The sequence below is a fragment of the Corynebacterium sp. HMSC066C02 genome (genome assembly GCF_001814945.1).
GTDB lineage: Bacteria > Actinomycetota > Actinomycetes > Mycobacteriales > Mycobacteriaceae > Corynebacterium > Corynebacterium aurimucosum.
This window is the reverse complement of the sequence record NZ_KV818463.1, coordinates 41,684-61,039: the sequence shown is the minus strand read 5'-3', so window position 1 is coordinate 61,039 and position 19,356 is coordinate 41,684. Positions and strand designations below refer to the sequence as shown.

Below are 19,356 nucleotides of genomic sequence, written 5' to 3'. Positions count from 1 at the left end.
TCAGCACTGACAGCCTTGACTGATGAAACCCTGGATTTTATCGACACCCTCCTGGCTGACTTCTTCACCCCTTCTAAGCCGAACCAAGCTTTTCCTACACGTAGTCAAATCAGGCGCAAAGTCCGCGATATATGTAAAACCCTGGATGATTCCATCGCCTACCAAGATACCCGGCCTAAAGATACCTACCGGTTTTCTTCTAACGGTACTTCTGCCTGGTTGGAACTGCAGGTTGAAGAAGACACCGGCATGAAACTCGATGCCTTCATCCACCAGACCGCCGCCAAGGAAGACATCACTGTCGCTGAGGCAGTCATCAAACTGCTTTCCGGTGAAATACAGCCACCAGCTACCGTGGTGCTTCACACCTACCAGGCCTGCGATATTGAGGATGCACCGACCTTTATTGAAGGCTTCGGCTGGCGAGCTGAGCCCATGCCACATGACAAGATGCGGGATTTAACCGAAGAGATAAAAGAGGCCGATGGCTACCAGCCAGGAATCATCATGCGCAAACTTGTCGAAGGCCGCGACGGTACCTGCCGGGTCGGCGGATGCGGCGAGCCTGCTTTTCTCAGCCAGTTGGATCACCGACACAACTGGGCCGAAGGCGGGCCAACCCACCCGAAGAACCTGGTTTTCGCCTGTCGATCATGGTGGTGATGGTGCACAGAATTATGAACGCAAGGGCCCACCAACTACCTGCTCGCGAAGACTGTTCTTGTCCACCGGGAACTGTCTTATTTCCGTCTTCCCGTAGGGGACTATTTTTACTTTGGCTCAAAATGCACCAAAGGTATTATCCTCAACCGCCAAAATGTTACTTCCAGGTAAGAAATAGTCCCTATTTATAGATAGCTCCTGGCGGTTAATCCTGTCATCCTGGCTCTCGTCGAGCTGCAACTCTCGCATAGCGTGGTTGCTAAGGAGGTGTGCCCAATTGGATTACAAGTACCTACACACTTGATCGGTGCTGCACGTTTCAGGGTCCGGGTGCGCGGCGTCCTGTCTGAGGTCCGCGATAGTGTCGCGCAGCACGGAGAGCTGCGCGATCTGCTGCTCGATCTCAGCGAGGCGCACGTCAAGCAGGTCGCGCACGTGCTCGCAGGGCGCCTGGCCGCCGTCGCGGATGTCGAGGATCTGGCGGATCTGGGCGAGGGTCAGCCCGGCGGCCTGGCCCCGGTGGATGAACCCGACCCGACCCACGGCATCCTCGGCGTAGTCCCGATAGCCGGAGGCCAATCGCTCGGCCGGAGGGAGCAGCCCCGACTCCTCGTAGAACCGCAGGGTCTTGGTCGTGGTTCCGGTTGCTTCCGCAAGCTGTCCGATCCTCATGTTCGCCGATTCCCCTTCCAATGGCCACCACACTTGACCTTCCATTGTACTGGAAGGTTCACAATGGTTCCATAGGAACTTTTGAACCACAGGGAAGAGACATCTGGAATGACAAACGAAAAGTTCGATCTGGCGATTATTGGTTCCGGCGGCGGAGCGTTTGCGGCCGCGATCCGGGCCACCGGACTGGGCAAGCGCGTCGTGATGGTGGAGCGCGGCACCGTGGGCGGGACATGCGTGAACACGGGCTGCGTCCCGTCGAAGGCGCTCCTGGCTGCCGCGGAGGCCCGCCACGTGGCGTTGGATTCGGCCCGCTTCCCTGGGGTGGCGGCCTCGGCGGGCCCGGTGGACATGCCGGCCCTGATTCAGGGCAAGGCCGCGCTGGTTGAAAGTATGCGCACGGAGAAGTACGTCGATCTGGCCGCGGACTACGGGTGGACGATGATCTCGGGGGACGCGTCGTTCACCGGAACCCAGGACGCACCGCTGCTCCGGGTGATCTCCCCGGATGGTGCAGTGAGAACGATCGAGGCCGGGCACTACCTCGTGGCCACTGGCTCCGCACCCTACGTGCCGCCCGTTCCCGGACTGGCCGAGGCCGGGTACCTGACCTCGACGACGGCGATGGAACTGGACGAGGTGCCCGAATCAATGCTGATCCTGGGCGGAGGCTATGTTGCCCTGGAGATGGCACAGCTTTTCTCCCGGCTGGGCTCCCGGGTGACCATGCTGGTCCGTTCCCGGTTGGCCTCGCAGGAGGAACCGGAGGCATCCAAGGCGTTGGCGGGGGTGTTCGCCGACGAGGGGATCCGGGTGGTCCGGCGGGCCATGGCCGACTCCGTGGCCTCCGGCCCGGACGGGGTCTCGGTGACGGCAAACGTGGCCGGGGGCGAGGAGGTGTTCCGCGCTTCCCGCATCCTCGTGGCACTGGGCCGCCGCCCGGTGACCGAGGGACTGGACCTTGACGCCGTCGGGGTGAAGACCGGCGCATCCGGCGAGATCGTGGTCGATTCCCGCCTGGCCACGTCCAACCCGCGGGTTTGGGCCGCCGGGGACGCGACCGGCCATCGGGAGTTCGTTTACGTCGCAGCGGCCCACGGCGCCTTGGCCGTGGACAATGCGTTCACCGATGCCCTGGCCGAGGTCGACTACCGGCACCTGCCCCGGGTCACCTTCACCAGTCCCGCCATCGGGGCGGTCGGGATGACGGAAAAGGAGGCTGTCGCCGCCGGGATCAGCTGCGAGTGCCGGGTCCTCCCCCTGGAGTACGTGCCGCGAGCCGTGGTCAACCGCGACACCCGCGGCTTCATCAAGGTTGTCGCGGACCGCGACACCGGACGGATCCTGGGCCTCTCCGCGGTGGCCAAGGACGCCGGGGAAATCGCCGCCGCCGGCGTCTACATCCTCGAAGCGGGCATGACCACCGCGCAGGTCGCCGCCGCCTGGAGCCCCTACCTGACGATGGCCGAGGGCATCAGGATCGCCGCCAAGGCCTTCACCACCGACGTCTCCGAGCTCTCCTGCTGCGCCTGAGCTTCAGCCCCCACTACCGAAGCAAAGGAATGCCCTGACCGCCACCGACCAGGCCCTCACCTATCTGTTGTCCCCGAGCACCACCGCACCGACCACGGCACCGCCTGAGTCCCCATCCCCATTCCTGGAAGGAACCACCAGACACCATGACATACCCGAGATCCCGCCGTTCTCTGTCCGTTCCCCGGCCCAGGCACCTCGCCTCCGCCCTGTTTCTGGCAGCGGTCATGGCACTGACAACCGCCTGCGCCAGCTCACCGAGCGGCCCGTCGGCCGCGCCAGGCGGTTCGTCGCCCGACGCGGCCGGTGCCGTTGCTGTTACGGTCTCCGACATTGACGGCACTACCCGGACCATCCCGGACGGTAAGCCCGCAGCACTGTTCTTCTTCTCTGCCGGATGCGGTGAGTGTGCGGAAGGGGCCGATTCCCTGAACAAGGCCTCCACGGCCCTGGGAAGCTCGGCCGACTACCTCCTGGTGGACGTGGACCCCCGAGAACCGAAGGAGACCATCAACGGATTCCGCGATTACATCAAGGCCCCTGAGCTCCCTGCCGTCATCGACACCGAGGCCACACTGACCACCCAGTACAAGGTCACCTCCATAAGCACCCTGGTGGTGGTCGACGCGAAGGGCGACGTTACCTTCCGGGCCACCGACCCGTCTGCGGAAAAGATCCAAGAAGAACTCACCAAGGCCGGTGCCCAATGACAGCCCTGCTTGCCCTGGCCTTCGCCGCTGGAATGATTGCCCCGGTCAATCCCTGCGGTTTCGCCCTCCTGCCCGCCTGGATAGCCCAGACCATCGGGGACGCCCGGACGCGCCCGCTCGCGCTGCGTCTGGCCCACGGGCTCCGGGCCGGGCTCGCGCTCAGCCTCGGCTTCGCCGGGACCCTGGCAGCCTTCGGGCTGATCGTCAGCGCGGGCGCCAGGACCCTGATCAGCGCAGCGCCCTGGCTGGGAATGGCCACCGGGGTGATCCTTCTCCTGCTGGGCCTGGCCATGCTCACCGGACTCACACCACGGCTCCGTCTGCCGGCCTGGGCCAAGAAACCCCGCACACAAGAAGCCGCAGGGGCAGGTCACAAAACCGGGCGCATGGTGGCCTTCGGGATCGGATACGCCGCAGCATCCCTCGGCTGCACCCTCGGGGTGCTCCTGGCCGTGATCGCCCAAGCCCAGGCCGTCGCCAGCTACGCCGGGCTGCTCGCGGTCTTCGCCGCCTACGCCGCAGGCTCGGCCACTGTCCTGATGCTCGTTTCGGCAGGCACGGCCATCGCCGGGGCCGCCCTCGGGCGAAGAATCACCGGCCTGGCCAAGCACAGCAACCGCATCGCCGCCTTCATCCTCACCATAACCGGCGCCTACCTCAGCTGGTATTGGTATCCCGCCGCCACCGGCGGAACCGCACAGGCCAACAGCCTCGCCGTATGGTCAGCCGCCGCCAGCGCCTGGATCAGCGACAACAGCACCCTGATCGCAGCCCTCGCCGCAGCCGTGGTGCTCGCATCGGCATTGGCCGTCCTCAACCGGCGCAGGAGACTGCGCATCAGACAAGGAACGCCGCCTACAGGCGAGGGCCCCGGGCAAAGCGGGGAACCCGACTGCTGCACACCAACTCCGGACAACAACTCGACCGAGGACCGGCCAGGCACGATCCCGTAGCTGGCCGAGGACTCCCAAAAAGCAAGGGGGAGAGGGAACCTTGCCCATCTTCTGGCAAACGAGGCGCCCGCCTATCAGGACAGGTTGGTACAGCGGCATCAGGCCGGAAGTCAATTCGTGCAGAGGACTTCGGGCAATCCGTCAGGAGCCCTCTGTACCGCCCCCGCAATGATGGGAACGTCAGTGTGGTGGACTTCGGAAAGCCACAGTGACACCCACTAGTTGTACTCGACCGTGACGTTGGTGGCACTTTCGGTCTTGTGAAATAGCTAGGCCTCCTGGCTTAGTGGAGCACAGAGGCTAAGTCTCGCTTGTGGGATTACCCAGACGTTAAAGGAGAACCCGTTGAGCAATCAGTGGGACAAGGGATTAATGCTTACTTGATAGATGGGCCAAATGTACTTGTCACTAAGCGAATGAAACCGCTTAGTACAGTGGTCAGTCCAGCTGCACGAGGAAACCAGCCTACAGACGGCGGGAACTTAATCGTAGAGAAAAAAGACTACGGCGAAGTGGTAGCCGACCCAATTGCGGCAAAATATCTTCGCCCGTTCCGCATGGGCAAGGAACTGGTGCGCGGCCTTGACCGCTGGTGTTTATGGATGGAGGATGATGATTTCATCCCTGGGGATATCTCCAAGTCCCCAGTGCTAAAAGAGCGTGTACAGAAGTGCAAGGCCTTTCGCGAACAGGCTTCACCGTCGGGTGACGCGTACAAACTGCGCGAAACTCCTCACTTGATGCGACAAAATTTCAATCGGCCCCGAGTCCCTTACGTAGGGATTCCAGCAGTTGTTTCCGAAACCCGTAGGTTTTATACCGCTGCTCATCTAGGGCCAGAAGTGATTGCCGGAAACAAGCTCTTCACAGCGGTAGATCCAGACGGTCTTCTGTTCGGGCTTATTTCTTCGTCTATGTTTATTACTTGGGGAAAAACGGTCGGCGGAAGACTCAAATCTGACCTTAATTTCGCTAACACCTTGACGTGGAATACTTTCCCCGTGCCAGAGTTGGACGAGAAAACACGGCAGCGGATTATTAAGGCGGGCAAGAAGGTACTCGACGCTCGCGCACTACGCCCAGAGCGCTCACTGGCTGAGCACTACACTCCACTTGCTATGGCATCCGAACTCATTAAGGCTCACGACGGGCTCGACCGGGAGGTGGACAAGGCGTTTGGTGCGCCTCGTAAGCTCACTACTGTTCGTCAGCGCCAGGAGCTGCTGTTCGCCAACTATGAAAAGCTCATCTCGCACCAGTCCTAGGAACACTTGATATGCCTTGCCATATGGCGGGACATATGGCAAGGCATATGGCAAGGCATATGGCAAGGCATATGTCCACCCGTATGGAGCACCGTGGTTAGTGTTTGTGCTGATGGTGTCTATATTTCTCGGGGTAGAAGTGGGGTGTAGTGGTTGAGGAGGTTGCCTAAAAGCCCATGGCCTCAAGGGTAGAGGCCAGGCCCGAGCGATTGAGCTTTAACACGTGGCACATCCGCTTGACCGAGTACTCGGTTCGATGGTCATAGACAAACTGGAAGCGGATTACCAGCGTGTCTCTTCGGCAAAATATTTCGCGGCCTTACGCAGGATGTCGCGTTCTTCGCGCAGCTTAGAGACTTCTTTTGTCTCACTGGCGGATCCGCTCAGAATCAGTCGTCTCCTGGGCCTTGTCGCGCATGGTCTTCGTGCGGGCACGCTTGCCGGTGCCGTACTGCTTAAGCCAGGAATAAAGTGAGGAACGATTGACTCCAAGCTCTGCTGAAGCCGCGTGAAGTGAAAGGTCCTCATTGTTTTCGTAGAGGGCCACAGCATCACGTTTGAACTGTTCGGAGTACCTAGGCATGGTGGTAGATTACCTTTCTTCCCAACCCAACAGGGCTGGATATCAGGTGTCTACCTAACAGGGGTCAGGTCCCCTGGCCCTGCTCGTCGTCTGAAACGACAATTCGGATCGCCAGCGGTCGGGCGATTGACGCTGCCGCTGAAGCTCAAGTGTGGGTCGTTGATGGAAGTTACTACCAGGAGGGGGAGAGTGAGGCGGTGGGCTAGATCTCTTTTAGGCGATTCCGCTTGGAGGCGAAGAGAACGCCTCCGCCGGTGATGATTGCGGCGGCAACAAGGTAATACGCCGGGGCGAGTTGGTTGTCGGTTTTGTCAATGAGCCAAGTGGCGATCATGGGCGCTGTGCCGCCGAAGACAGCGTTTGCCGTGTTGAAGGTGAGAGCAAAGCCGGAAAGGCGAACATGGGTGGGGAACTGTTCGGAGAGGAAGGAGGGGAGGACGCCGTCGTTAAGCGCAAGTACGCCGCCGAGGCACACCTGGATGATGATGACCAGGAGGATCCCAGCGCCGTCCAGGAGCATGAAGGAAGGAACAATGAAGAGTCCCATGAAAAGTGCAGCACACAGCATGGTCGTGCGGCGACCCAGGCGGTCTGATAGCAGGCCGGTGAGAAGTGCGAAGCCGACATAGAAAGCGGAAGCGACCGATGACGCAATGAAGGCAGGTGTTTCCGCCATGCCCAGCTCCTGGGAGAGATAGGTCGGCAGGTAAGTCAGGATGACATAGAAACCGATGGCGTTGAGAACTGCGCCCGAGAAGGCGATTGCCAGGGCCTTGGGGTATTTGATGACCTCGCGAAGAGGGGATTCCTCCGTGTCATCTTGATTCTCAAAGCGGGAAGACTCATCGGCGTTGCGGCGAATCCACAGGCCGTAAAGGCCCAGGGGTAGTGCGATGAGGAAGGGGACGCGCCAACCCCAGGAGATGAGGGCATCGTCGTCAAGCACGCCGGTGAGTAGTGCTGCGATGAGGGAGCCCAGTAGCAGGCCGGATGCTGTGGCGGAAGGCACGATTGCGGCGTAGATACCCCGCTTATGCGTCGGAGCGATTTCTGCGAGGTGCGTGGCTGCCCCGGCATATTCGCCAGCCGCGGAGAAACCTTGGACCATGCGCGAAAGCAGAAGTAGCAGGGTGGCGGCGAATCCGATTGCTTCGTAGCTGGGGAGGAAGCCGATCACGGCTGTCGCCAGCGACATCATCGTGATCGATACCGTCAGGGTTTGAATTCGTCCGTGTTTGTCACCAAAGTGTCCCCACACAATTCCGCCGAGCGGGCGGACGAGGAAGGAAAGCGCAAAGAGTGCGAATGTCATGATGAGCGCGCGGCGCCCTTCCATCTCCGGAAAGAAGACTCGGGAGATAATGGCCGACATATAAATGTAGGCCGCATAGTCGAACCATTCGATGAAGGTTCCTATGAAGGAGGCCTTGATGGCGCTGCGGTGTTGTGTGGAATCGGGGTCTGGTGGTGCTTGGGTTGACGTGGACATAGCTTCCACCGTACAGAAACTATGTGTGTTCCACGTCACTTATGTTCCTAAACGTTCACGCTGTCCCGTTCGTTCTCATCAGCGTTCATGATGTCATTGACGCCACCCTCGGCAGCATCCCAGGTTGCTTGGTCTTGGATGCCGGCGCGCTTGGCGACGATCGTGGCACACAGTGCCTGACCGGTGACATTGACGGCGGTGCGGCCCATATCAATGATGGGCTCGATGGCGAGCAAGAGGCCGACGCCTGCCAGCGGGAGGCCCAGCGTGGAGAGCGTCAGTGTCAACATGACGGTGGCGCCTGTCGTGCCGGCAGTAGCTGCGGAGCCAATGACGGAAACGAAGATGATGAGAAGGTATTGGGTCGGAGAAAGGTCAATTCCGTAGAACTGAGCGATGAAGATGGCGGCGATAGCCGGGTAAACGGAGGCGCAGCCGTCCATCTTCGTGGTAGCGCCGAGCGGGATGGCGAAGGAGGCGTATTCGCGAGGCACACCCATGGCCCTCTCCGTAAAGCGCTGGGTAACCGGCATGACTCCCATGGAGGAACGGGTGACGAAGCCGAGGGAGAATACTGGCCATACGCGCTTGTAGAAGCCGATGATTGGAATGCGGTTGAAAGCAAGGACGGCAGGGTAGACCACAACAATGACAAGGGCGAGTCCGACATACATCGCGAGGACGAACTTGCCTAAGGAGCTCAGCGCATCCCAGCCGTAGGTAGACACGGCTTTACCGATGAGGGCGGCGGTGCCAATCGGGGCGAGACGGATGATCCACCAGAGAACCACCTGGATGACCTTGAGGAAGGATTCGGTAAAGCGCAGGAAGGGATCGGCTGCTTTGCCAGCCTTGACCGCAGCGATACCCAAGGCCAAGGAAATAACAAGTAGCTGAAGGGCGCCGAAGCTGAGGGAGACTTCGCCATCACTCAGGGAAGCCTTGAGTCCAAAGAAGTTGGCGGGGACCAGTTGCTGGAGGAAGGCGGTCCAGGAACCAACGTTGGAGGGATCGGCGGCGGTGGAGGCATCGACAGTCGTACCTACGCCTGGCTTCATCACGAGGGCGACGAGAATGCCAGCTAAGACGGAGAAGAAAGCCGTAATGGCGAACCATACGAGGGTGGAGATTGCCAGCGAGGCGGCGTTAGCCACCTTGCGCAGGTTGGCAACCGAGGTGACGACGGCCGCGAAGATGAGCGGCGGGACCATCACCTTGAGTAATTGGACGTACGCGCCGCCGACGCCGGACAAGGTATCGGAGAGCCACGAGGACTCCATGCCGGAAGCGATGAATCCGAGAATAAGGCCGATAATGAGGCCGGCGATGACCTGGGCGCCAAAGCCGGTGGCCCACGAGGGCAGCGTGCGCGAGGATGCGCGGGAGGAAGTGTCGGACACGAGATTTTCCTTCTAGACAGTGTTGTATAGAAATGGACCATTTGGTTCGGTAAAGTCATACCGATCGGTTCATTAGAACATGTAACACCGTACGCTGCCCAGAAATTCCCCCGCAAATTATGGGATGCGCTTGGTCCACTCGTCGTTGAGGAACTTGGTGTCGACGAGGTGGCGGGCGGCGGCGAGTGTGTCGTCGGAAAGCTCGGCGTCGACGGCGCCATAGCGGGTGGCAAACTCGGTAGCCATAGTCTCGATGATTTCCTCGCGCGGCACGCCGGTTTGGCGGCGCAGCGGGTCCACGCGCTTCTTTGCGCTGGCTAGGCCCTTGGAAGAGACCTTGACCTTGCCGATGCGCAAGACCTCCATCATCTTGTCTGCATCGATGTCATAGCTCATCGTGGTGTGGTGGAGCACCGCGCCCTTGCGGCGCTTTTGGGCGGCACCGCCAATCTTTCCGCCGTCCGACGTGATGTCATTAATCGGCACGTACCAGGCATTGACACCAAGCTTTCCGAGCGTCGCGAGAACCCATTGGTCCAGATACTCGTAGCTAGCCTCGTAGGAATAACCGGCTACGAGCGAGTCTGGGGCGTACAGGGAATAGGTTACGCAGTTGCCGCCCTCCATGAACATTGCGCCACCACCGGAGATTCGGCGCACTGGAACAATGCCGTGCTTGTCGACGCCCTCCTGGTCCAACTCATTGGAATAAGACTGGTAGGAGCCGAAGACCACGGCGCGGTCTTCCCACTCCCAGAAGCGGAGCGTAGGGCCGCGTTTTCCTTCCGCGACTTCGTTGAGGAGGACCTCATCGAGGGCGACGTTGACTGGGGTTGGGAGAACTCCTGGGCGCAGGATCTCCCAGTTGTGGTCGGTGAAATCGGTACCGCCGGACAGTGCACGTCTAACTGTGACGGCAAGGTGGTGGGTGTCAAAACCATGGAGAGCCACGGGTGAGTCGATTCGCGCAAGCGCGGCATCGAGCCGGGATTGGACGTCCTCGGTACTTGTGGCGGTAGTGATGCCAACCAGTGCTGGGGCTAGTGCCTCGTAGGCCTCCTCAGGCTCAAGAAAGAAATCGCCGGAGACCTTGGCTGCGGTAACGGTGCTGTGGGTGTCAATATCAAGATCTACGACGAGTAGTTTGCCGCCCGGGACTTTGAGTTCGAAGTGTTTCGTCTGGTTCATGATGTTCAGGGTACTCAATGGTGGAGTTGTGATGATTGGGAATGTAGACCAATTAAGGAATGCGCCGAACGGGGTGGGGGTAGCTAACGTTTATTGGTTGCCCCTGTGGGCAACGTAAAGAATTGTATAGAGGATTGTTGTTGGGTGCTACGTTGTGGGGGCAGGTTGATGTCCTTGTGTTTCGGTCTGGGTATGGGGAGGGAGAGAGCTTCGTCGTTCTGATAAGCTTGTGAGGTGCGTAAATAATCTCGTAATCTAATCGTTATAGCTAATGTGACCTGCGGCAAAGCGCGATTTTGGCAATGGGATGGACTGTAGCGGTGGCGCATTGTTTATTTGTCCGTATGGTGGGTGACAGCGCAAACGAAATAGCAAATCGCCCCCCCACTTCTTATGGCATGTGGGGGTGATATCGATGGCTGTGGTTTGCCAGTTCCATATAGACCAAATATAGAAAGGTTTAGAGAAACAATGGGTAAGAATATCAAGGATCTGTTTAACGCAACCGCATACGACAAGACCGGCGACAAGCTGGGCTCTGTCAAGGAGGTCTTCGTCGACGAGCAGTCCGGTCAGCCGACCTTCGTTGAGGTCAACCACGGCCTGTTCGGCATGAGCTCCAGCTTGGTTCCGCTCCGTGGTCACGATTTCACCGGTGAAGAGCTCAAGCTGGCCTTCTCCAAGGACCGCATCGAGAACGCACCGGACTTTGACTCCGATAAGCCGCTGACTCCTGAGGCGCAGGCGGACATCTTCAAGCACTACGACCTCGAGAACGCACAGGATGTCACCACCTACCGTGACGAGCGTGATGAGCGCGCTGGTGCTGCCGGTGCTGGTGTGGCTGGCGCTGGCGTTGCCGGCGCTGGAGCAGGTGCGCACGCTAAGGATGGGACCGCTGCTACCGACCGTATTGACACTGACCGCTCTACTGCTACCGGTAACGGCGTCTCCAACAACGAAGGTGAAGTTATCCGCTCCGAGGAGCGCCTAGACGTCAACAAGGAGCGCGTGGCCACTGGTGAGGCTCGCCTGCGCAAGTACGTCGTGACCGATACTGAGACTGTTGAGGTTCCGGTCGAGCGCGAAGAGGTTCGCGTCGAGCGCACCCCGATTTCTGAGGCTGACGCTGCCAACTACACCGGCACCATTGGCGATAACGGAGCAGAAGAAGCCTCCGTCACCCTGCATGAAGAGCGTGTGAACGTAGAGAAGAAGACCGTCCCGGTGGAGAAGGTTAACCTCTCCAAGGAAACCATCAAGGACACCGAGACCCACACCGAGGATCTGCGCAAGGAGCAGATCGATACCGATGGCATCACCGAGACCCGCAAGTAATCTCGGTTAAGGGCTAAGAGGCTGGAGCTGCAAAGCTCCAGCTTTTCGCGTTTTAGGCCCGATCCTTGTCTTATGGTCTTAAGAAGGGTGGAAAACATGGAGGCAAACCAGTAGGTTTAAGACATGTCACGTTTTAGCCCACTGAACTGGCCCGTCGTACGCCAAATCCGCAACAAGGATGCCTTCGGCCGCGACGTGTCTACGCAGTCGGCTAAGAGTGAGGACCTGCAGGGACGCACCGTCGAGGCGGATCGCGTCGTGCAGTCGGTCTGCCCCTACTGCGCAGTCGGCTGCTCCCAGCGCGTCTACGTGAAGGATGACAAGGTCATCCAAATCGAGGGCGATCCGGATTCCCCGATCTCCCGCGGCCGCCTCTGCCCCAAGGGCTCTGCTTCTGAGCAACTCATTAACTCCTCGACCCGCATCACCACGATCAAGTACCGAGCGCCCTATGCCACTGAATGGCAGGAGCTCGACGAAGAAACCGCGATGGATATGATCGCGGACCGTTTTGTGGAGGCACGCGCGAGGCATTGGGAGGACGTCGATAAGCACGGGCGTCGTCTCAACCGCACCATGGGCATCGCCGGTCTGGGTGGCGCGACGCTAGATAATGAGGAGAACTACCTCATTAAGAAACTGTTTACCGCGACTGGTGCTATTCAGGTAGAGAACCAGGCGCGCATATGACACTCCGCCACTGTTCCTAGTCTAGGAACATCGTTTGGCCGCGGCGGCGCGACCCAACCGCTGCAGGATATGGCGAATGCGGATTGCATCGTCATCGAGGGTTCTAATATGGCCGAATGCCACCCCGTGGGTTTCCAGTGGGTCGTCGAAGCCAAGAAGCGTGGTGCGCGCATTATCCACGTGGATCCGCGCTACACGCGAACGTCTGCCTTTGCGAACCGCCACATCGGCATTCGCGGTGGCACGGACGTGGTGCTGCTCGGCGCCATTATCAAGTACGTTCTGGATAATGACCTGTATTTCCACGATTACGTGGTGAATTACACCAACGCGGCGTCGATCATCTCGCCGGATTTCCAAGACACCGAGGACCTGGAAGGCCTGTTCTCCGGGTACGACGCGAAGAAGGGCAAGTACGTCACGGACTCGTGGCAGTACGTGCAAAAGCCTGAGGGCTCCTCGTGGAACGTGGAGAAGGACATGACGCTGGAGGATCCAAACACGGTCTTCCAGATCCTCAAACGCCACTACTCGCGCTACACCCCGGAGATGGTGGAGGAGACCTGTGGCATTGCGCCGGAGGACTTCTACTACTTGGCAGACTCGATTGCGCAGAACTCCACCCCGGAGCGCACCACGTGCTTCGCCTACGCGCTGGGCTTTACCCAGCACACCCTGGGCGCACAGTTCATCCGAACCGCGGCGATTCTGCAGCTGCTCATGGGCAATGTGGGCCGCCCTGGCTCGGGCATCATGGCCTTGCGCGGGCATGCCTCGATTCAAGGCTCGACTGATATTCCGACTCTCTTCAACTCGCTTCCGGGCTACCTGCCCATGCCGCACGTGGATCAGGAGACCTGGGCGGATTACCTGGATTCCTTCCGGCAGGAAGACCAGAAGGGCTTCTGGCAGTTGGGTGAGAACTACGCGGTCTCGCTCATGAAGTCCTATTGGGGCGACGCCGCTACCAAGGAGAATAATTGGGGCTTTGACCTTATGCCGCGCCTGTCCGGCGCGCACTCGACCTATGAGACATTGCTGGCCATGCTGCGCAAGGAAGTGGAGGGCTACTTTGTCTTCGGTCAGAACCCAGCGGTGGCGCAGTCCAACGGTGGTATGCAGCGCCGCGGACTGGCCTCGCTGAAGTGGTTGGTTGTCCGCGATTTCCAAGAGATTGAAACGGCAAGTTTCTGGAAGGATTCGCCGGAAGTCAAGAACGGCGAGCTCAAGACCGAGGAGATCGCTACCGAGGTATTCCTCATGCCTGCGGCAACGCACGTGGAGAAGTCCGGAACATTTACCCAGACCCAACGCATGGTGCAATGGCGCTTCCAGGCGACTCCGCCGCCGGGCCAGGCCCGCAGCGAGGCGTGGTTCTTCTACCACTTGGGCAAGAAGATTAGGGAGCGCTTGGCGGATTCGACCGACCCGCGCGACCTGCCGATTAAGTCCGTGACGTGGGATTACACCGAGGATGAACACGGCGATCCCAGCTCGGATGAGATTTTGCGTGAGATCAACGGCTACTACCTCGATGGGCCAAAGAAGGGCCAATTGTTGCCGAGTTTCACCGAGATGCGCGCCGACGGTTCTACCTCCGGCGGCTGCTGGATCTACACCGGCGTGTATAAGGACGGCATCAACCACGCCGCGAAGAAGGTCCCGGGCTCTGAGCAGAACGAAGTAGCACTCGAGTGGGGTTGGGTATGGCCGGCTAACCGACGCATCCTGTACAATCGCGCCTCCGCCAAGCCGGATGGCACTCCATGGTCGGAGCGCAAGAAGTACATCTGGTGGGATGAGGACCAGGGCAAGTGGGTTGGTGACGACGTCCCGGACTTCCCGGTGACGAAGCGCCCGGACTATGTTGCGCCTGTCGACGCCGTCGGCCCCGACGCCCTCGACGGCGATGATCCCTTCATCATGCAGGCCGACGGCCTAGGTTGGCTGTTTGCCCCGAAGGGACTGTCCGACGGCCCGCTGCCGACTCACTACGAGCCGCAGGAATCGCCGGTGCAGAATGCGCTGTACAAGCAGCAGCAATCGCCGACGCGGTTGACTATCAAGCGCGCGGATAACCTTTCCCGCCCCGAGCCAGGGGAGCGCGGTGCTGAGGTCTTCCCGTTTGTCTTCTCTACCTACCGTCTGACGGAGATGTACACCTCCGGTGCGATGTCGCGCCGCTTGCCTTACTTGGCGGAGCTGCAGCCGGGCTTGTTCTGCGAGGTGGACAAGGAACTGGCCGCCAAGCGTGGACTTGTCAACGGCGAGTGGGCCACTATTGTGTCGCCGCGTGGTGTCATAGAGGCGCAGGTTTTGGTGACGGACCGCATGGAGATGCTCACCATCAATGGTGAGGACTTCCACCAGATTGGCCTGCCCTTCCACTACGGAGAATCAGAGACCACCGAGGTGGCCGGCGATGGTGCCAACGATCTGTTGGGCCTGACCTTGGAGCCGAACGTGTTTATCCAGAACTCAAAGGTGGGCGCCTGCGATATTCAGCCGGGCCGGCGCCCGCGGGGCGAGGCACGAGTGCAACTCTTGCGCGAGTACCAAGAGCGGGCGCACCTTACTGTTGACTCGGGCAACCGGATCCTGGACGTCTCAGATGCTTTTAGCACGAAGAGCGATGCTTCTGAGGAGAACACCGGCGATGACGCCACCGCAGGCAATGTGGCGGACTATGAAGGAAAAGAAGGCTAAGGAGGACTAATGGCTAATCTTTTCACCGAAAAGGCTGATAAACACGGCTATGAGTCCTATCAGCGCATGGCGTTCTTTACCGATACCTCGGTATGCATCGGCTGCAAGGCTTGCGAGGTGGCCTGTAAAGAATGGAACCGCAACCCGGTGGAAGGCTATGCGGTCACCGGCAATTCCTATGACAACACAGGCTCGCTGGGTGCCAATACCTGGCGGCACGTGACCTTCATTGAGCAAAGCAATGAGCGTATTGAGCAGGCGCGCGAGGATGGGCGCAAGCTCGTCTCACTGGGGCTGCCCACAGTCTCCGCGCCAAGCGTCACCCCAGATACCGATGATTTTCGCTGGCTCATGTCCTCCGATGTGTGCAAGCACTGCACCAATGCTGGATGCTTGGACGTGTGCCCGACGGGCGCGCTCTTTCGTTCCGAATTCGGCACCGTTGTGGTGCAAGATGATGTGTGCAATGGCTGCGGGACCTGCGTTGCTGGGTGTCCTTTCGGCGTCATTGAGCGCCGCGATGACGGCGGCGTGACGCTGAAGGCGGACAAGACCGCCACTGTGGATTACGAGGTGCCTGACCACGCGGGTGTGAACGTGCTGGCAAAGCTGAAGCAGCTTAAGCCGCAAGGTCCAGACCATACGCCGGGACAGGCCATGCCGATCAAAAATTTGGGTGTAGCTCAGAAGTGCACCATGTGTTATGACCGGCTCAAGATTGGTGAACAGCCTGCTTGCGCTAAGACCTGCCCGACGGATTCTATCCAGTTTGGACCTTACGAGGAGATGCTCGCTGCTGCGCAGGAGCGAGTCCGTGTCCTCCACGAGCAAGGGCTGACCGAGGCTCGTCTCTACGGCGCCAATTCCCAGGATGGAGTTGGAGGGACCGGGTCCATATTCCTGCTCCTCGATTCACCAGAGGTCTATGGTTTGCCGCCGGATCCGCGCGTGCCCACGGCGGATCTGCCGCAGATGTATAAGACTGCCGCGAAGGCAATTGGCGGCATGGCGTTAGCCGTGGCCGGGGCATTCATGTTGGGAGGCCGCAAGTGAGCGAATTTGATGAGTACCGCCCGCCGCAGGAGCCTAGGCGTCGTCGCGGCGGTGGCAAGAAGCGCCGGCGTGGACGAGTCGGCGCCGGCGCACAGGATGGGTCCAAAGAAGCGCGCATGGCGGAGGACTTCGAGTTCTCCTCGTATTACGGCAAGCCCGTAGTCAAGGCCCCGCCGTGGGAGTGGCCAATTGGTGGCTATCTGTTCCTCGGTGGACTTTCGGGAGGCTCGGCATTACTCGCCGCTGGCGCGCAGGCTACGGGTAACGCGCCTCTCAAACGTTCTACCCGATTGACGGCGTTCTCTGCGGCCTCGGTGGGCTCTGTCTTTCTGATCCTCGACCTTGGGCGCCCAGAGCGTCTGCTCAACATGTTCCGCGTTTTCAAGGTGACCTCTCCGATGTCCATCGGCTCGTGGATTTTGGGCAGCTTTGCTTCTGCTGCGTCGCTGCCTGCAGTCGTCGAGGCTGATGAGCTGGTCGGCGGTGTGCTGCCGAAACCGCTTCGCCGATCCCTTGATAAGGCAGCCGGCCCAGCGGGGGCCGTTGCGGGAGTTCTCGGCGGACCACTCGCTGGCTATACAGCGGTGCTGTTGGCTAATACCTCTAACCCGACATGGAACGATGCGAAGAAGCACTTGCCCTATGTCTTTGTTTCCTCGGCGTCGGCCGCGGCGGCGGGTGCCGCCATGGCCTTTACCCCGGTGAAGAACGCTGGGCCTGCACGCGCCCTGGGCATCACGGCCGCAGTGAGTGACCTAGTCGCGACGCGGATCATGGAAAATCACATGGAACCGGAACCCAGGCGGCCGCTGCATGAGGGATTGCCGGGAAAGCTCATGAAGGCTTCTGAATGGCTCATCGCCTCCGGTGGTGTGGGAACGGCCGTAGCTGCGGCGACCAAGTCACGCACCGTGTCGGTATTGTCCGGCCTTGCGCTCATGGCGGGATCTGCGTGCACCCGCTTTGGTGTGCTCAACGCGGGACTGGAAGCGGTGAAGGACCCAGCCACCACGATTGCTCCACAGAAGCGGCGTGCTGAAGCGCGGGGTGACTACGGCACTTCCGTCGTGACGGGCGGATAAGAACCCTCATTTTGTGACGGGAAAGAATTGCAAGAATGGCAAAGGGTTAGCAAAGAGATAGACCAATGTGATTGAGTAGAACGAGGTAAACATTCTCTCGTTCTCCCTAATCGTTCTGTTAAGGAATCATGTCTCTCTCCTTCTCCCAGCGCATCAAGCGTTTTTCCGTTGCTCTTTCCGCAACCGCTTTGGCCTGCAGTGCCGTGACCTTCTCTACCGCTACGGCCTCCGCAGACCCGCACCGCGGCGCCGACGCCGTGTTCTTCGGTGATTCTTTCTTTGCTAACCCCGGCTACAAGCAGGTGGCTGGCGTGCGGTCCGATCTTGTGCGTGCGGGCCTCAGCAGCATCGAGGGCAGCGGCTCGGAAGCAGGCGCTCCATCACCACAAGGCTGCCCGCAAGGAAAGAAGACAGTGGCCGCGGAGTACGGCAAGATCACGGGGCGCTCGGTGGCGAACTATGCCTGTTCGGCCGCCAAGGCTAGCGGGGGCTCCTTCCGGAAGGACTTTGATCAGCAGGTCGTTGGTGCCATTGCCAATAAACACCTCACTGCCGATACCAAGAATGTCTTTGTGCAATTCGGCGCCAATAATCTGCAGGACATTGCTGTCTCGCAATTTAATAATGATTCCTACCGGCAGGCCATGGTGAATAACACGAATCGCATCCGTCAGGCTGCGCCGCATGCCACCATCACGTTTGTGGGGTACCCAGCTATCTCTGCCGCTAATGGCGCGATGTGCCCCGTGCGCTCTGGTACCAGCAGCGAGGTGGGTTTCAACATGGATGTGCTGGGCTTGGTTCGTTTGGGAGAGGACACCATTAACTCCGCGATGCGCACTGCGGCCTCCGCTGCTGGTGCCAATTACGTTGACCTCCGCCGCGCTTCCATCGACCACAACATGTGTGCTCCGGACTCTATTCGCTGGGTATCCGGCATCAGCGAGAAGTCCGTGACACACAATTTGTCCAATCACCTCACGCATGCCGGAGTCGATGGCGTCGCGCGCATTCTGAGCGCGCGTTCCTAAGCAGAGATAGAAATCCGCGCCTCACCCGGCACGGTCCGCCCGATAACTGGGTAGCCGGGTACCTCGCCGATGAGGAGGAGGCCACCGGAGGTTTGGGCATCGGCGAGGAAGACCAGGTCCTCTTCGCTCAAGTCCGAATCGAGGTGGGGGCGGACCCAATCTAGATTGCGGCGCGAGCCGCCCGGGATGAAGCCCTCCGCCAGGGCTTCCTTGGCGCCGTTCACCGCAGGAACAGCGGAGAAGTCGAGCTCGGCGCCGATACCGGAGGCACGGCACATCTTGTAGAGGTGGCCCAAAAGACCAAACCCGGTGACGTCGGTTGCTGCACGCACTCCTGCCTCCACCGCTGCCGCAGCTGCATCGCGGTTGAGCGTGGTCATGGAATCTACCGCGGCCTGAGAAACCTCACCGGTGGCCTTGTGCTTATTGTTGAGGATGCCCACACCAATCGGCTTGGTCAGCGTGATGGGAAGACCAGCCTCGGCGGCGTCATTGCGCATAATCTTGTCGGGGTGGACGGTGCCCGTGGCAGCCAAACCATAGGTGGGCTCCGGGGCGGTGATGGAGTGCCCGCCAGTAATCGAGATCCCTGCTTGGCTGGCCACATCCATGCCACCGCGCAGGACCTCGCGCAATATATCGAGGCTGAGCTTTTCGCGCGGCCAGCCCACGAGGTTGATGGCGGTGATGGGCGTGCCGCCCATGGCGTAGACGTCGGAAAGCGCATTGGCGGCCGCTACCCGGCCCCAGTCATAGGGGTCGTTGAGCATCGGGGTGAAGAAGTCCGCGGTGGAGATGACCGCCAGGCCGTCCTGGATGCGTACGGCGGCGGCATCGTCGCCGTCGTCAAGCCCCACCAGCACGTTGGGGTCCGCGGTGCCTACCAGGCCCGCCACAGCAGATTCGAGCTCACCCGGGGGAATCTTGCAAGCACAACCGCCACCGGCGGCAAAGGACGTAAGTTTAATGTCAGTCATAAGTACTACTTTAGCCCCGTGTA

The 19,356-nt window shown here is 60.0% G+C and carries 15 protein-coding genes and 1 pseudogene; 10 read left to right on the top strand and 6 right to left on the bottom strand.

Annotation, left to right across the window (positions count from 1 at the left end; all coding sequences use genetic code 11):
* Positions 1-663: HNH endonuclease signature motif containing protein (locus tag HMPREF2996_RS12995; RefSeq protein WP_246823016.1), on the top strand; the 663-nt coding region annotated here is incomplete at its 5' end.
* 282 nt (positions 664-945) lie between these two features.
* On the opposite strand, the gene HMPREF2996_RS08355 is transcribed toward HMPREF2996_RS12995, so the two are convergent.
* A complete protein-coding gene (locus HMPREF2996_RS08355) occupies positions 946-1,335 on the bottom strand; it encodes a heavy metal-responsive transcriptional regulator (RefSeq protein WP_004601215.1) in 390 nt (129 codons plus the stop codon).
* Positions 1,336-1,443: 108 nt separating this feature from the next.
* Here HMPREF2996_RS08355 and merA point away from each other — a divergent pair, with 108 nt between their 5' ends.
* From merA to HMPREF2996_RS08335, 4 genes are all read left to right on the top strand, one after another.
* Positions 1,444-2,868 carry a mercury(II) reductase gene (gene merA / locus HMPREF2996_RS08350; protein WP_046648249.1) on the top strand — a complete coding sequence of 475 codons (1,425 nt, stop codon included), beginning with the start codon at positions 1,444-1,446 and terminating at the stop codon, positions 2,866-2,868.
* Between the two features lie 227 nt (positions 2,869-3,095).
* Positions 3,096-3,578 carry a TlpA family protein disulfide reductase gene (locus HMPREF2996_RS08345; RefSeq protein WP_070509594.1) on the top strand — a complete coding sequence of 161 codons (483 nt, stop codon included), beginning with the start codon at positions 3,096-3,098 and terminating at the stop codon, positions 3,576-3,578.
* On the top strand, positions 3,575-4,531 hold the full coding sequence (locus tag HMPREF2996_RS08340) for a cytochrome c biogenesis CcdA family protein (RefSeq protein WP_070730931.1): 957 nt from the start codon (positions 3,575-3,577) through the stop codon (positions 4,529-4,531). Before HMPREF2996_RS08345 ends, HMPREF2996_RS08340 begins: the two co-directional genes overlap by 4 nt.
* A 416-nt stretch (positions 4,532-4,947) precedes the next feature.
* Positions 4,948-5,796 carry a type IIL restriction-modification enzyme MmeI gene (locus HMPREF2996_RS08335; protein ID WP_246823015.1) on the top strand — a complete coding sequence of 283 codons (849 nt, stop codon included), beginning with the start codon at positions 4,948-4,950 and terminating at the stop codon, positions 5,794-5,796.
* 202 nt (positions 5,797-5,998) lie between these two features.
* Here the strand turns inward: HMPREF2996_RS08335 and HMPREF2996_RS12990 are convergent.
* The 4 genes and pseudogenes from HMPREF2996_RS12990 to HMPREF2996_RS08315 all read right to left on the bottom strand — a co-directional run.
* Positions 5,999-6,379 (bottom strand): annotated as a pseudogene (locus tag HMPREF2996_RS12990) (transposase); the annotation flags it as partial.
* 202 nt (positions 6,380-6,581) lie between these two features.
* On the bottom strand, positions 6,582-7,868 hold the full coding sequence (locus HMPREF2996_RS08325) for an MFS transporter (RefSeq protein ID WP_070446995.1): 1,287 nt from the start codon (positions 7,866-7,868) through the stop codon (positions 6,582-6,584).
* Positions 7,869-7,915: 47 nt separating this feature from the next.
* On the bottom strand, positions 7,916-9,268 hold the full coding sequence (locus HMPREF2996_RS08320; RefSeq protein WP_070446994.1) for a dicarboxylate/amino acid:cation symporter: 1,353 nt from the start codon (positions 9,266-9,268) through the stop codon (positions 7,916-7,918).
* Between the two features lie 117 nt (positions 9,269-9,385).
* Complete coding sequence (locus HMPREF2996_RS08315) at positions 9,386-10,456, bottom strand: lipoate--protein ligase family protein (RefSeq protein ID WP_070446993.1); 1,071 nt, start codon at positions 10,454-10,456, stop codon at positions 9,386-9,388.
* A gap of 471 nt (positions 10,457-10,927) precedes the next feature.
* Between HMPREF2996_RS08315 and HMPREF2996_RS08310 the strand changes: the two genes are divergently transcribed.
* From HMPREF2996_RS08310 to HMPREF2996_RS08285, 5 genes are all read left to right on the top strand, one after another.
* Positions 10,928-11,794, top strand: coding sequence for a PRC and DUF2382 domain-containing protein (locus HMPREF2996_RS08310; protein WP_070446992.1), 867 nt, complete (start codon positions 10,928-10,930; stop codon positions 11,792-11,794).
* A 123-nt stretch (positions 11,795-11,917) separates the two neighbouring features.
* Positions 11,918-15,190, top strand: coding sequence for a formate dehydrogenase-N subunit alpha (gene fdnG, locus HMPREF2996_RS08300; RefSeq protein ID WP_246823014.1), 3,273 nt, complete (start codon positions 11,918-11,920; stop codon positions 15,188-15,190).
* 9 nt (positions 15,191-15,199) lie between these two features.
* Positions 15,200-16,243 carry a 4Fe-4S dicluster domain-containing protein gene (locus tag HMPREF2996_RS08295; protein ID WP_070446987.1) on the top strand — a complete coding sequence of 348 codons (1,044 nt, stop codon included), beginning with the start codon at positions 15,200-15,202 and terminating at the stop codon, positions 16,241-16,243.
* Complete coding sequence (gene nrfD, locus HMPREF2996_RS08290; protein WP_070446985.1) at positions 16,240-17,325, top strand: NrfD/PsrC family molybdoenzyme membrane anchor subunit; 1,086 nt, start codon at positions 16,240-16,242, stop codon at positions 17,323-17,325. The genes HMPREF2996_RS08295 and nrfD overlap by 4 nt, the downstream gene beginning before the upstream one ends.
* Before the next feature lie 128 nt (positions 17,326-17,453).
* On the top strand, positions 17,454-18,356 hold the full coding sequence (locus HMPREF2996_RS08285; protein WP_070446983.1) for a GDSL-type esterase/lipase family protein: 903 nt from the start codon (positions 17,454-17,456) through the stop codon (positions 18,354-18,356).
* Here HMPREF2996_RS08285 and selD read toward each other — a convergent pair.
* On the bottom strand, positions 18,353-19,333 hold the full coding sequence (gene selD, locus HMPREF2996_RS08280) for a selenide, water dikinase SelD (protein ID WP_070446981.1): 981 nt from the start codon (positions 19,331-19,333) through the stop codon (positions 18,353-18,355). The genes HMPREF2996_RS08285 and selD overlap by 4 nt on opposite strands.
* Positions 19,334-19,356: the final 23 nt, after the last annotated feature.

Bases quoted from the DNA above. Each gene is read 5' to 3' on its own strand.
- HMPREF2996_RS08355 (WP_004601215.1), bottom strand. From the start codon at position 1,335: ATGAGGATCGGACAGCTTGCGGAAGCAACCGGAACCACGACCAAGACC.
- merA (WP_046648249.1), top strand. From the start codon at position 1,444: ATGACAAACGAAAAGTTCGATCTGGCGATTATTGGTTCCGGCGGCGGA.
- HMPREF2996_RS08345 (WP_070509594.1), top strand. From the start codon at position 3,096: ATGGCACTGACAACCGCCTGCGCCAGCTCACCGAGCGGCCCGTCGGCC.
- HMPREF2996_RS08340 (WP_070730931.1), top strand. From the start codon at position 3,575: ATGACAGCCCTGCTTGCCCTGGCCTTCGCCGCTGGAATGATTGCCCCG.
- HMPREF2996_RS08335 (WP_246823015.1), top strand. From the start codon at position 4,948: ATGAAACCGCTTAGTACAGTGGTCAGTCCAGCTGCACGAGGAAACCAG.
- HMPREF2996_RS08325 (WP_070446995.1), bottom strand. From the start codon at position 7,868: ATGTCCACGTCAACCCAAGCACCACCAGACCCCGATTCCACACAACAC.
- HMPREF2996_RS08315 (WP_070446993.1), bottom strand. From the start codon at position 10,456: ATGAACCAGACGAAACACTTCGAACTCAAAGTCCCGGGCGGCAAACTA.
- HMPREF2996_RS08310 (WP_070446992.1), top strand. From the start codon at position 10,928: ATGGGTAAGAATATCAAGGATCTGTTTAACGCAACCGCATACGACAAG.
- HMPREF2996_RS08295 (WP_070446987.1), top strand. From the start codon at position 15,200: ATGGCTAATCTTTTCACCGAAAAGGCTGATAAACACGGCTATGAGTCC.
- HMPREF2996_RS08285 (WP_070446983.1), top strand. From the start codon at position 17,454: ATGTCTCTCTCCTTCTCCCAGCGCATCAAGCGTTTTTCCGTTGCTCTT.
- selD (WP_070446981.1), bottom strand. From the start codon at position 19,333: ATGACTGACATTAAACTTACGTCCTTTGCCGCCGGTGGCGGTTGTGCT.